We start from the raw sequence: 15308 nt of genomic DNA on the forward strand, positions 1-15308 counted from the left end.
GGTGTTTATGTCAAAATTTAACTTTAAAGAAATTGATTCAAAGTGAAGAAAAATCTGAGAAGAAACTAATGCTTTTGAACCAAAAGATGATTTTAGTTTACCTAAAAAATATGTCTTAAGTATGTTCCCTTATCCAAGTGGAAAATTGCATATGGGACACGTTCGTAATTACTCAATCGGTGATGCTGTATCTAGATACTTTAGAAGAAAAGGTTTCAATGTCCTTCATCCATTTGGTTGAGATGCTTTTGGTTTACCTGCTGAAAATGCAGCAATTAAAAACGGAACACATCCAAAAAACTGAACATATCAAAACATTACATCAATGGATGATGAAATTAAAAGATTAGGAATTTCATTTGCTTGAGATTATGAAACAATCACTTGTGATCCTTCATATACAAAATGAGAACAATACATTTTCATCAAACTTTGAGAAAAAAGTTTAATTTACAAAAAGAAAAGTTCATTAAACTGATGTGAATTTGATCAAACAGTTTTAGCTAACGAACAAGTTGAAGATAACAAATGTTGAAGATGTGGAAATCAAGTTATTCAAAAAGAAATGGACACTTATTACTTAAAGATTACTGAGTATGCTAATGAATTACTTGAAGACCTTAAATCTCTTGAAGTACACTGACCTCAACAAGTTCTTACGATGCAAAAAAATTGAATTGGTAGAACTGAAGATTATAAATTAACATTTGAATTTGCAAATAACAGTCAAAACACACTTAATGTCTATGAATCAAATTTAGATTACATTTCAAAAATTGATTATGTTGCTATCTCGAACAAACATCAATTAGTTCATGCCTTAAAAGAAATAAATTACTTTAATCAAGAAGCTTTAGACTTGCTTGAAGAAATCAATTTAAACTTTGTTAAAAAAGACTTTTCAAAGAAAATTTTTATAAAAACACCTTACACTGTTAAAAATCCTTTCAATGGTAGCTTAATTCAAGTTATCATTACTGATTTTGCATCAAATAATCCAAACAAAGATGCAACGATCGTTTCATCAAATAATCAAACACACACCACTTTTATGGAAATTAACCATTTAGACTTCTTAGATAATAATTCAGTTCAAGTTGAAGAAACTAAATTAACTAAAGAAGTTAAATACAACTTACGCGACTGAGGTATCTCTAGACAAAGATATTGAGGAACACCAATTCCTCTTATGCACTGTGAAAAATGTGGAACAGTTCCTGTTTCACTTGACCAATTACCTGTTTTATTACCTGAAGAAGTTAAGTTCACTGGTCAAGGTAATCCACTTTTAACTAATGAAGAATGAATGAATACATCTTGTCATCTTTGTGGTTCAAAAGCAACAAGAGAAACTGATACATTGGACACATTCTTTGAATCAAGTTGATATTTTTTAAGATATACTACACCATCAAACTTACGTGACGAAGTTATTTTCAAGAAAGAAAACTTAGATTACTGAAATTCAGTTGACTTATACATCGGTGGAATTGAACACGCTATCTTACATTTACTTTATGCAAGATTCTTCACCAAAGCATTATCTGACTTAGATTTAGTAAACTTTAGAGAACCATTTGCTAATTTATTAACTCAAGGTATGGTCCTTAAAGATGGTGCTAAGATGTCTAAATCAAAAGGTAATACAGTTGAACCTGGAGAGATGATTAACACCTATGGTGCTGATACAACTAGATTATTTATCTTATTTGCAGCTCCTCCTCAAAAAGAACTTGAATGAAGTGATTCAGGCGTTATTGGATGTTTTAAATTCATCAATAGACTTTATGATAGAAGCTCTGAAATTGATGTAAAATCAAACTTTAAAAACATTGACAAATCAACCTTAAGTGCTGAAGAAAAAATTGCAAGGTTTAAACTTTACCAAGGAATGCAAAAACAAAAAAACACATTTGAAAGTGATGATAATTCATTCTCATTTAACACTTTAATTTCTTGAACTATGGAAATTATGAATGAATATGATTCAATTACAAAACCTGAATTAATCACAGAAATGTTCTACGTTTTATTAAACATTCTTGAACCATTCATTCCACACATTGTTTGAGAATTATCAAGCAAATACTTTGACTCAAAAAACCTTTATGATTTTGCTATAGATAATTCTGCATTAGAAATGGATGAAATAACTTATGGAATTACAGTTAATGGAAAAGTTAGAGCTGAATTAACAGTTTCAAAAACAGCACAAAAAGAAGAAGTTTTAGAAAGAGGAAAAAAACAAGTAACAAAATGATTAGAAGGTAAGGAAATCCTTAAAGAAATATTTGTACCTGGAAAAATCATTAACATTGTTGTAAAAGACAAATAGAAGGAGAATGATGACTTTTAATGAATATATTAAAAAAGCGAATGCTGATAAATCAGGTTATGTAACATTCTTTGAAACACCGGATTTTTATTCAATTCCTGGTGGTTTTATGGAAACTGAGGTTACAGAAAAAGTTCTTGTTGAAGATCTTAAAAAGAATCGTGAAGAATTACTTAAAGAATCAGGAAGAGCAGTTGTTTTATATGCAAAACCTGAATCAACAGATGAAATTGTTTATGGTAACTATATAAAACCACTTGAAGTAATTTACAAAGCTACAACAGATTCATTTATCGTAGTTTATAAAGTTATTTCACAATTCTATTTACCTAATGGATTTAAAATGCTTGAAACTCTTCCTGAAGGAGTTCAATCGCACGTTGAATATAAAGGTTTTATAGGTTCGGAAACTGGAGAAGATGGAGCATTCGTCGACTTACTTGCTACATTATCTAAAAAAGAATTAAGGGAAGTTTATGACTACTTGCAAACTTTCTCAATTTTTACAGGTGTGGGAATTGATCTTGAAGAAGATAAAACACAACAATTTACTGATTCCGATTTTATTGGCTTATTTAAAGCTGAACCTTTATCAGGAAGACACTTTACATTCACAAGTATTGTTGATTTAACAAACAGATACTTTGAAGGTAGAACTGATAGATTCTCTGAAGATTATGCAAGTGCATTAATCGCTACTTTCTTAAACCACATTTCACCTGTAGTTGTTCCAGAAAGACTTGAAATTTTCAAAGAACCATACAACAGATTTTGATACCAAACTTACTTAATTCAAGCTACTTCAAAAATTAATGAAATTCTTCAAGCAGAAACGGAATTAAAAGGTAAGATAACACAAAAACTAAGTAAGCAACAAACAGAATTCTTACTTAGAGAAAAATTAAAAGCTCTTCAAGAACAAATTAAAGAACTTAACCCAACTGCATCTGATGATGAGTATGCACAAATCATCAATTCAAAATTCAAAGACATCTTCCCTGAAAGTGTTATTAAACTTATTGATGCTGAAACTAAAAAATCAGAAGAAATGGTTCCTGTTTCTCCTGAAGCTTCAATCATCAAAACATACATTAATACTCTTAAGAAACTTCCTTGAAGAAAAGTTCAACACGAATTATTAGACATCAACAGAGTTAGAGAAGTTTTAGATAAACACCACTATGGTTTAAATGAAATTAAGCAAAGAATTATTGAATACTTAGCTGTTATTATTAAAAACAACCAAGTTAAAAAACTTGATGAAAACAAAATCAAGATTGATGATAAATTCGAAATTGACCTTTCATTATTTAAAAACAATGAAGAAACAAATACATTTAACAATGTTCCTATCTTAACTCTTGTCGGTCCTCCTGGAACAGGGAAAACATCACTTTCAAAAGCTATCGCAAGTGCTTTAAATAGAAAATTCGTTAAAGTTTCACTTGGAGGAGTTCACGATGAAAGCGAAATTAGAGGACACAGAAGAACTTACATAGGAGCCATGCCTGGAAAAATCATCAAAGGAATGATGCATGCAGGAGTTTCAAACCCTGTTATCCTTCTTGATGAGATTGATAAAATGGCAGCTGATATGAAAGGTGATCCTGCAAGCGCAATGCTTGAAGTTTTAGACCCAGAGCAAAACACAAAATTCCAAGATCACTACTTGGAACACGAATACGACTTATCAAAATGTATTTTCATTGCTACAGCTAACTACTACGAAAACATACCAGCTGCATTAATTGATAGGGTTGAAGTTATTGAATTATCTTCATACACATTAAGTGAAAAATTAAGCATTGCTAGAGAGCACTTAATACCAAAAGTGCTTGAGCAAGCTGCTTTAGTTAAAAAATACTTCCAAATTTCAGATGATGTTCTTAAATACATCATTCAACATTACACACTTGAAGCTGGAGTCAGAGGTCTTAAACGTACATTAGATAAGATTGCTAGAAAAATAGTTGTTAAGACTTTTGATGATCTATCATTAAAAGAATACGTAATTACACTTGATAAAATCGAAGAATTACTTGGTGTAATTAAATTCAAACAAGAAGAAAAAGAAGAATATGTTGTTCCAGGTTTAGTAACAGGATTAGCTTACACATCATTTGGTGGTTCAACATTGCCGATTGAGGTAACTACATACCCAGGCAAATCAGAAATTAAGTTAACTGGTTCACTTAAAGAAGTTATGCAAGAATCAGCTCAAATTGCTTTAACTTTCGTTAGAGCAAACGCTGAAAAATTTGGTGTTAATGAGTTTGATTTTGAAAACAATACAATTCATATTCACGTACCTGAAGGAGCAGTTCCTAAAGATGGACCAAGTGCTGGTATAACATTTACAACTGCAATTATTTCTGCTCTTTCAAAAAGACCAGTTCCTAACACAATTGGAATGACTGGTGAAATTACATTAAGAGGCAAAGTCCTTGAAATTGGTGGATTAAAAGAAAAATCATTTGCAGCTAGTCAAAAAGGACTTAAAATGATTTTCATACCTGAAAACAATATCAAAAACTTGAAAGACATTCCTTTTGAAATTAAAGAAAACTTGACATATGTACCTGTTAAAACATATGATGAAATTTACAATGTAATTTTCAATGGTCAAAAACCTTCTAACGAAATAAAAGCAAAATAATAAAAAATGCAAAAGCAATTCACACAGAAAAGTTTTACATTTTTTACAATTAATTTTGTCGTTGGTATAGGTTTTATAACTACAATATCAACAATTATGAACATATCTTACTGAGGGTATCTTGTATTGATACTCTCAGCATTTATATGCTTTGGAATAATGTTGGTATTCTCTAGATTATCAAATCAATACGATGATCACTACGGTGGTTCGTATGCTTACGCAAGGCATTTAGATGATGATGTTGTTCATGGTAAATTAACAAAATCAAAAAAACGTGGTCTTAGAAATCTTGTTTTCTTCATCGGATGAAACCAATTTATTCAAACACCGCTTTTATCAGCAATTGCACCTTTATTCCTAGCTGATGTTGTTGAAATCATACTGCCTAAACCAGAAGAATTTGCTCAACGCAGCTTAGTTATGTGAATAGTTAGAGGGATTTCGATCTTACTATTCATTTCCATAATTGCTATTTCAACAATTGGATTAAAAACAAATAAGAAAATTATTTTCATTGCCTCATTATTTAAATGAATAATACTTATTTTAGCCATCTTTGTAATGTTAGTCGCTGTTTCAAAGGAAGCTACATTACCTGACTCAGCTACCTACAAAAAAGTTACACCTCAATTAATTATTGCTGATGTTCTTTTATTTATGTATGCTTTTGCAGGAACTGAAGATGTTGCTGCTATGGCTAAAGATGTTAAGTTCAAGAGTTTTAGAAAAATATTATTAACATCATTAGCTTTCATATTTGGGTTTTATCTAATATTCTTTTCACTCTATTTATTTTTGCCAAACTCATTAAAAGTGACTCCTAGAGATGGCTCAAACGAGATTTCAAAAATCTACACCTATGGGTTAGGTTCATTTGGAGTTGCTATCTTCATTATTGGATTATTATGTAATGATTTAGGATTTAGAATTTTTCAAACAGTTGCAACTGCTAGAAAACTTGTTCCTCTTTCTGAAGATGGTTACTTATTCAATTCATTGCATCATAAAAATAAAAAGGGTGAATTTAAAAATGCAATTGTTTTTTCTACGGTTATAATAATGATTTCAATGATTACATTATGACTTGTTCCTACTATATTCTTAGATAAAAAATATAGTGATGAGTTCTTTAAAGCAACAATTATAACCAGCTCAATTGCATTATTAATTGAAGACTTAATCACATTCTTTATAGCATTCAGATTAGCTGCAAAGAAAAGAATTTCAAAAATACCTGTTTGAGAAAAAGCTATTTACATTATTGATATTTGTATAATGTTATTTGTCTTATTAATCACATTCTTCCCTTGAATTTTAGGTGGTCAATGAGAATTCAAAAATACAGTATCGATTATCATTTATGTAGTATTTATCGGGGTTGGTTTTGCACTAAAACTTCTCAATAAATACAAACACAAATTCAGAATTTATAATAAATGAATTGTTAAGCACAATAAGCAATTTGATAATTTAATTTTTATCAAAAATAAATAACCAACTTATGTAGCTGGTTATTTTTTAATAATTATTTTTAATACGGTCGTAGTTTTTTTGATTTTTAAGAACATATGCATCATATAAATCTTCATAAGTAAACCCTAACATTACAAATGAACCCAATGCAACTTGAAACGCGTATTCGATATTTGATTTATTAACTTTTTTCATTATGTTTGCTAATGAAATAAATAAATGTTGGAATTGAATGTTTATATCCTGGTTAATTATTTTTGGTTCTATTTCAGGTAGAACATCAAATTTATAAGCAAAATTAACTAGGAAATGGATTAAATCAGCAAATTCTTCAGTTACAGCTAATTTATTTACATTTTTTTGTAATTTTCAATATTTAAAACTTTGAACTTCATTTACATATTCAGCAGCTTCTATTAAAAGTGCTAGAGTTTTTTGAACTATAAAGTCTTCTTTGTTAAATGTTGGATTAAGACTTAAACTTTTTTCTCTGATTTTATTATCCAACTCTTTTTGCATCTCAAATATCTTTATTAAATTCATGCTCTAATTATATTATAAATAAATGTTTGTGTATTTAAACTTTTACAGCTTGTAGACTACGCTTTTAGTTTTTAAGAAGTTAAATAAAAAAATCAGAGAACTGAATCTCTGATTTTCAAATTATTCGTTTGCGAAGTCTTCTTCATAATCATCAGATGCATATGAATCTTCAAATGAGTTTTGTAATTCTTCGTTTTCTTGTGCTAGATCACTTAAAACTTCGTCTAAGTCACCCATTTTTTCGGATTCTTTTAATAAGTCTGTTGTGTACTTGTTAAAGTCTTCTGAAATATATACATTACCATTTTCATCTTCAAGTGTATCATCTAAGATAACTTTGTTTGTGAAATATGAACGTGGGTCACGAATGTCATATTTACCTTTAAGTTGGTAATTTGAGTTTGTTCCAGCAGGAATTTTGTAACCTAAAATAATGTTTTCTTTAAGACCATCTAAGTGATCAATTCTTTCTGCGATTGATGAGTTAACAAGAATCTTAGCTGTTTCTTGGTATGATGCAGCTGATAAGAACGAGTCACTTAATAAAGGAGTTTGCTTTGCTCCACGGATTTTAACTTGACCATAAGCTGGTTTAAGTCCTTGAGCAATTAATTTTCCATTTTCTTTTTGGTAGATGAATGTATCCACTAAGCTTCCTGTGAAGAATTTTGAATCCCCTGGGTCTGTAATCATAATTTTTGAAAGCATTTGTCTAATAATGATTTCAATGTACTTATCTGAAATTGTAATACCTTGTAAACGGTAAAGTCTTTGAATTTCTTTTAATAAGTAGTTTTGAACTGCACGTGTGTCAGCAACTTCAAGAAGGTCATTAATAATAATTGGCCCTTCAAAGATTTTTTGTCCTGGTTTAAGTGTTTGTCCAACTTTAACACGTAATTTTTGAGAAACTCTACCTGATGTTGTAACGATTTCTTTTTGTCCATTTGGTCTTGTTGTTTCAATTTCAACAAGCATAATGTCATTTTCTTTTCCGTTTTTATCTCTAGCTGGCGCAATTGAAACAACTGTTCCTGTTACAGGTGAGATAACAGCAGGTTTTCCTCAAGGTTTTTCGTAAGCATCGATAAGTTCAAGAAGACGTCCGAATCCTCCTGTAATATCTTCAACCCCGGCAACCCCTCCGGTGTGGAATGTACGCATTGTAAGCTGTGTACCAGGTTCTCCGATACTTTGTGCAGCAACAACTCCAACAGCTTCACCGATGTTGACTAAACGGTTTGTTGCAAGGTCTTTTCCATAACAGTGAACACAAACTCCATTTCTTGTATGACAAGATAATACTGAACGGATTTCAACTTGGTCAATGTTGTATAAGTTAACAATTTTATCAGCCATTTCTGCTGAAATTAATGTGTTTGCATCAACAATAATGTGACCATTTGCATCAATAATTGGTTTGTTTGTGAATCTTCCTTCGATTCTTTCTTGTAATGACTCAATAACTGTGTTTGTTTTTGTATCTCTAATATCTTTTACAACAAATCCAAAGTCTGAACCACAATCAACTTCTTTAACAACAATACTTTGAGCAACGTCAACAAGTCTACGCGTTAAGTATCCTGATTTAGCTGTGTTAAGAGCTGTATCTGTAAGTCCCTTACGAGCCCCGTGAGTTGATGAATAGAATTCGTAAGCACTAAGTCCACTAAGGAATGATGATTTAACAGGAACTTCAATTGTTGAACGAACAACACGGTCGTTTTCAGCATCAGCTTTAAGAACTTTGGTGTTGTTACTCATAAGTCCACGCATACCTGCTAACTGTGTAAAGTTAGATGAGTTTCCACGAGCCCCTGAAGTGAACATCATAAATAATGGGTTATCAATATCTGATTTTGTAACTTCTTTAAGATCTTTTTCAATAGATTCTTTAACTTGTGATCATTTTTGAATTGTTAAGCTGTAACGCTCGTCATCTGTTAAGTAACCTTCAAGGAAGAAGTGTTTTAATTGATCTGTGTATTCTTCTCCCTCTTTGATCTTTTGAGCTGTTGTATCTAATGTTGTAATATCATTCATTGAAATAGTTGTTCCTGATATTGTTGAATATTTGAACCCTAATTCTTTGATATTGTCAAGAATAGAAGCAACATAGTTTGTATATCTGAATCAAACTCTTTCTAACACTAATGTGTAGTCATTAATGTTTCATTGTCTCTTAAGTTTGTGTGTTTCTTCATCTGTGCCAATGATGAAATTAATTCTTTCGAATTCTTCTTTAATGAAGTTTGAAATGTTTGTTGCGTGAATTGTAGGAATGCGTTCACCTGCATAGTCAATTAATGCAGCACAGTCATTGAAACGACTTTCAAAGTTATTTACATCTGTAGAATCAACAACACCTGCGATGTCTTCCATTGTTACAACAGCAACATATTTTTTGTACACATTAAGAACAATTTTTGCAATGTCTTTTTTATTTAATCCCAAGTTAATAGGGATATCTTTAAGATATTCAGCAAAGTTTGTTCCATAAGGCATTGTGTATTTGTCTAATGCATTTTCTGATGTGTCTAATCTTTCTTTTTCAGAAACTGAAATTGAACCATCTGTATTAACTGTTTCTTTTCTTACTATTGATTTACCAAAGATAAATTCAAAGTCTGATGGGAATACTTTGTTTAAGATGAATTTACCTACTGTTGAGAAAATGTAAGGATTTGATGTATGTAATTTAACTGAATTTTTATCTAATTCAGAAACTGGTAACACAACTCTTGTATGTAAGTTAACAATACCATTTTCATAAGCTAACAACATTTCTTCATAGTTAGCAAAGATTTTACCTTCATTAGGTTGCCCTGCTTTTTCAATAGTCAAGTAGTAAAGACCTAAAATCATATCCTGTGAAGGGTTAATGATAGGTTCTCCATCTTTTGGTCCAAGGATGTTTTTAGAAGCTAACATTAATTCACGAGCCTCTCTAACAGCTTGATCTGAAATAGGAACGTGAACAGCCATTTGGTCCCCATCGAAGTCGGCGTTGAACGCTGTAGTTACTAACGGGTGTAATTTAATAGCTTTTCCTCTAATTAAAACTGGTTGGAATGCTTGAATTGATAAACGGTGCAATGTAGGAGCACGGTTTAAAAGAACTGGTCTTCCATCAATAGCTTTTTCAACATATGGTCAAATGATTGGGTTTAATGAGTCAATCATTTTTTTAGCTGATTTAACAGATGTGATTGAAGTTTCATTCTCTAATAATTCTTTGATAATTCAAGGTTCGAATAATTTAGCAGCCATATCTCTTGGGATACCAACTTCGTGCATTTTAAGAGTTGGTCCTACAACGATAACTGAACGACCTGAATAATCAACACGTTTTCCTAAAAGGTTTTGTCTGAAACGACCTTTTTTACCAACAAGTGCATCAGAGATAGATTTAAGAGGGTGTCCATCTTTTGATGTAACCGGTGTAGGTTTCTTTCTGTTGTTATCAATTAAAGCATCAACAGCTTCTTGAATCATACGATACTCGTTTTGTTTAATTAACATAGGAGCATCAGCTTCGTTTCATTTAGCTAAACGGTTGTTTCTGATAATGATACGACGGTAAAGTTCATTAACATCACTTGTCGAGTGTCTTCCACCATCAAGTTGAACTAATGGACGTAAGTCAGCTGGGATAACTGGTAAGTTGTAAATCAACATATTTTTTGGGTGTTGACCTGATTTAATAAATGAGTTAATGATTGTTAAACGTTTGTAAAGTTTTCCTCTTTCTTGTTCTTTTGTTGAAGAAAGATTTCCATTCTCATCAGCTTCTTGGTTAATTAAATCAATTTCAGCTTGAACTTTTTTTGCTTCTTCTTCTAAATCAATGTGAGTTAATAAATATTCGATTGCTTTTGAACCTGTGTCAATTTTAGCATCTGAATATTCATGAATGATTTCGTTGTATTGATAAAAGTCAATACCGAAGTCTTTACCAATTTTAGATTCAGCATATGTTCTTAGTTCATCTAAAGCTGTAGCTATGTCTTCGTATTCATCTGTATCTTTATCATACATTTTTAACATTTCCATTAATGCGGCTTCATAAATGTTTGCAGCTTCGTTAATGTCTATGATTGTGTTTTTCTTTAATGACTCTAAACCACCATCTTCTAAAACGATGTGTGATTTGTAGTAAATTAATTTTTCTAAGTCTGCTTTTGTCACTTGTTTTGAAGAGTCAGCAACTCTAAGTCCAAGTAACTTAGCAATAATTGAATGATCAATTTTGAAGAATCAGAAGTGGACAACAGGGTTGTGTAATTTGATGTGTCCCATTCTGCTTCTGCGTGTTATTTTAGGTAAAATAACTGGTTTGTATTTTTCACAAGCAGGTGTTCTAGTACATACTGAGTTTTCATCACTTTTTTTGTATTTTGTACCACAAACAGGACATTTGTAGTCTGTTGTAGGTCCGAAAATAAGTTCATCAAATAAACCGTCTTTTTCTGGTTTATATGATTTATAGTTAATTGTCTCAGGTTTTGTAACTTCACCATGAGATCATTTTAAAATGTCTTCATCTGTTGCAAGTGAGAGAGTAATTTTATTGATTTTATCTTCTACTGATTTAGCATCGAAATTTGAATTATTCATATCAATCTCCCCCTGTTTCATGTGAATCTACATAGTGATATTGTTCACTGTCATCGTAATCGTTGTCGTAGTTTTCTACTTCAGTTGTTTCAAGTTTCATTCCAAGACCTTTAAGTTCATATGAAAGAACGTTAAATGATTCTGGAATACCTGGTGTAGGTAATTGTTTTCCTGATACTAATGCACTATATAACGCATTACGTCCAGCAATGTCATCTGATTTATATGTAAGGATTTCTTGAAGAATGTTTGTTGCCCCATAGGATTCGATAGCTCATGTTTCCATTTCCCCGAATCTTTGTCCCCCGTTTTGAGATTTACCTCCAAGAGGTTGTTGTGTAATAAGTGAGTATGGACCAACTGAACGAGCATGCATCTTGTCATCAACCATATGGTTAAGTTTAAGCATATACATAACACCAACAGAGATAGGTTTATCAAATTTTCTACCTGTAATAGGGTCAATTAAAATTTGTTTTCCACTCTTATCTAATCCAGCTTCTTTTAAACAAGCTTCAATGTCTGACTTCTTAATACCATCGAATGATGGAGTAACGAATTTAACATTTAATTTTCTAGCAGCCATTCCTAAGTGAAGCTCAAGAACTTGACCAATGTTCATACGTGATGGAACCCCTTGAGGGTTAAGCATAATGTCAAGTGGTGTTCCATCTTCTAAGTATGGCATGTCTTCTTCAGGAAGCACGATTGAGATAACCCCTTTGTTTCCGTGACGACCTGCCATCTTATCCCCAACTTTGATTTTACGTTTTTGAGCAATAGAAACCTTAACAATCTTGTCAATTCCTTCTTCTAAAACATCACCTTTTTCTCTAGAAAGAACTTCAACGTGAATTACAGTACCGTTATGACCGTTTTTAACTTTAAGAGATGTATCTTTTGATGTTTGTGGACGTTGTTGAAGAATAGCCATTAAAAGTTTTTCTTCTTGAGATGGGTTTTCTTCTCCTTTAGGTGATAATCTACCAACTAAAACGTCGCCGGCTAAAACTTCTGATCCAACTTTAACAATACCGTTTTCATCTAAGTTTCTTAATGAGTATTTAGAAACGTTTGGAATATCGTTTGTTAAGATATCATCACCAGCACGTGATGATCTGAATTGAATTGTTTGTTCTTCAATGTGAATTGATGTATAAACATCATCTTTAACTAATCTTTCGTTGATGATAACAGCATCTTCAAAGTTGTATCCATTTCACGTTGTAAATCCAACAAGAACGTTTTTACCAAGAGCCATTTCTCCATCTTTGAATGAAGAACCATCAACTAATAAGTCACCAGCTTTAATTTCTTGTCCAACTTCAACAATTGGTTTTTGTTGAATTAATGTACCTTGGTTACTTCTTTCGAAGTTTCTAAGTGTATATTTATCAAAGCTTTCTTTTGTTGTAATTTCTCCTGTTTTAGGATCTTTTACTTCTTTAAAGTGTTTTACGTGGATTTTTGATCCATCAACAAAATCAACAACTCCATCGCCTTTAGCTCTTAAGTTGTATGATGAGTATTTAGCAATATCTGCCTCAATACCTGTTCCAACATATGGAGCTTCTGCTTGGATTAATGGAACTGCTTGACGTTGCATGTTTGATCCCATAAGTGCACGGTTGGCATCGTCGTTTTCTAAAAACGGAATAGCAGCAGCAGCTATAGAAACAATTTGTTTTGATGAAACCTCAATGAAATCAATTTCATGTGGCTTACTAATAATATAGCTGTAATCACGTCTGATTGTTAATAAATCATCTGTAATTTTGTTGTCATCATCAACGTGAACTGATGATTGAGCAAATGAGTATCCAATTTCTTCAGCAGCTGTTAAGTATCTAATGTCGTTGTAATCTACAACCCCATTGTTAACTTTGTAGTATGGAGTTTTTAAGAAGCCTAAATCATTAACTTTTGCATATGTTGCATAGTTTAAGATAAGACCAATGTTTGGTCCTTCAGGTGTTTCAATAGCACAAATTCTTCCATAGTGAGTTGCGTGAACGTCACGAACTTCGAATTGAGCTGTATCACGGTTAAGACCTCCAGGTCCAAGTGATGTAACACGACGTTTGTTTGAAACTTCTGATAATGGGTTAATTTGATCCATAAATTGTGAAAGTTTTGATGAGTTAAAGAATTGTTTCATTTGGTTTGTTACAAGTTTGTTGTTTGTAACGTTTTTAGGTGTAACCTTGTCAGCTTCTTTAGCTCCCATACGCTCACGAGTTGCTTTTTCAAGTTTTGTTAAAGCAACTGATAATTGACCTTCTAATAATTCACCAACTGAAACAATACGTTTGTTTGTTAATGAATCTGGGTCATCATCTTTACCAATTCCATCTGTTAAGTTGAAGTAGTAATTAATTGCAGCAACTATATCTGAAATTAATAAGTGTGGCTCAACTGATTTTGGATCGTTACCGATTACTAAAACAGGTTGTTCTAGTTTTTCTTCCATTCATTTTCTAGTTGGATAAACTCAAACTTTAACAATGTGTGTTCTCTTTGCTAACACCTTGTTGTTCTTAATAACGTTGTGGTAAACAATTTCTGGATCAATTCCAGGAATTCTTTCATATGAAATTTTTCCTTCGTTAAATAAGTTTTGAATTTCTTTAGCTCTTCTAATGTCGATGAATGTTCCTCTTGTAAATACAGGTTCATCAGCACCCTTAAGGTAAATATCTTTAGCTAAGTATGTGTTTGTAATTCTATCAACTAAAGAAAGTTTTTCATTTAACATATGACGACCTGTTACAGATAAGTTGTAACGTTTCTTATCAAAAAGCATTCCTGGTAATAATGAACGTTTAGCCTCTTCAGAAATACGGTCACCTTTTCTTAAACCTCTGAAAAGTTCTTCTTGACACGCGTCAAGTAATTCTTCAGATGTGAATTCTGAGTTTAAGATGAGTTTGTCTTTCTTAAGTGTCTCATCAAGTAATTCATTGTTTTCACCAAATAACTCTCTAATTATTTTTGATGAAAAACCAAATGCTCCCAAGAATGTAGCTAAGTTAACATTTTTGTTTTTGTCAATTTTGATCTTAACCGCATCCAATGTTGATGATGTAACTTTGTGAGAAACTTCAAGTCAAGAACCAATTCTAGGTAAGATTTCTAATTTGTTGAAAAGGTCATCAGATTGTTTGTTACGTACACCTAATCCGAAGTATGCTCCTGGTGAACGAATTAATTGACTAACGATAACTTTTTCAGAACCGTTGATAATAAAACTCCCACCACTTGTCATGTATGGAATTTCCCCAAGTAAAACTTCATCTTCTTTAATTTCACCTGAGTTTTTAACTTCACTTTTCAAAGTAACGAAAACTTTTGCACTAAAGTTCATTCCCTTCGCTTTAGCTTTTTTGATTCCTTCACTTTCACTAGTGATTTTTTTGAAAGGTAATTCTAATCTAACAGAACCCTTTTTGTATTCAAGCTTAACTTCTCTGTTAGCGGCTTCAATAGGGTAAATTTCTAAAAGACATTCTTGAATCTTTTTGTTCATAAAATGTTCGAAACTTTCTTTACTTGTTTCAAGAATATCAAAAAGCGGAAGAGTAGTCTTTGTGACTGAGTAATCTCTTCTTCAAGTTTTTGGACCAAATTTACGTAATTTGTAGTTGTGTTGTTCCATATTTTGTCATTCCTTTCTTGCAGATA

5 protein-coding genes and 1 pseudogene are annotated in these 15308 nt (G+C 31.7%); 3 read left to right on the forward strand and 3 right to left on the reverse strand.

What is annotated here, in order from left to right:
- Positions 1-7: 7 nt before the first annotated feature.
- From U5U50_RS02640 to U5U50_RS02650, 3 genes are read left to right on the forward strand one after another with little or no spacing between them, the layout of a single operon-like run.
- Entirely contained in the window at positions 8-2335 is a 2328-nt protein-coding gene (locus U5U50_RS02640; RefSeq protein WP_324672533.1) for a leucine--tRNA ligase, read from the forward strand.
- Between the two features lie 7 nt (positions 2336-2342).
- Complete coding sequence (gene lon / locus U5U50_RS02645; protein ID WP_324672535.1) at positions 2343-4991, forward strand: endopeptidase La; 2649 nt, start codon at positions 2343-2345, stop codon at positions 4989-4991.
- A gap of 6 nt (positions 4992-4997) precedes the next feature.
- A complete protein-coding gene (locus tag U5U50_RS02650) occupies positions 4998-6488 on the forward strand; it encodes an APC family permease (RefSeq protein WP_324672537.1) in 1491 nt (496 codons plus the stop codon).
- A gap of 24 nt (positions 6489-6512) precedes the next feature.
- On the opposite strand, the gene U5U50_RS02655 is transcribed toward U5U50_RS02650, so the two are convergent.
- From U5U50_RS02655 to U5U50_RS02665, 3 genes and pseudogenes are all read right to left on the reverse strand, one after another.
- Positions 6513-7010 (reverse strand): dUTP diphosphatase, encoded by a 498-nt coding sequence (locus U5U50_RS02655; RefSeq protein ID WP_324672539.1) that lies wholly within the window; start codon positions 7008-7010, stop codon positions 6513-6515.
- Positions 7011-7672: 662 nt separating this feature from the next.
- Positions 7673-11627: pseudogene (locus U5U50_RS02660) on the reverse strand (DNA-directed RNA polymerase subunit beta'); the annotation flags it as partial.
- Positions 11620-15282, reverse strand: coding sequence for a DNA-directed RNA polymerase subunit beta (locus U5U50_RS02665; RefSeq protein ID WP_324672544.1), 3663 nt, complete (start codon positions 15280-15282; stop codon positions 11620-11622). The gene U5U50_RS02665 and the pseudogene U5U50_RS02660, both read right to left, overlap by 8 nt.
- Positions 15283-15308: the final 26 nt, after the last annotated feature.

Source organism: Mycoplasma sp. 888, assembly GCF_035609225.1.
GTDB lineage: Bacteria > Bacillota_I > Bacilli_A > Mycoplasmatales > Metamycoplasmataceae > Mycoplasmopsis.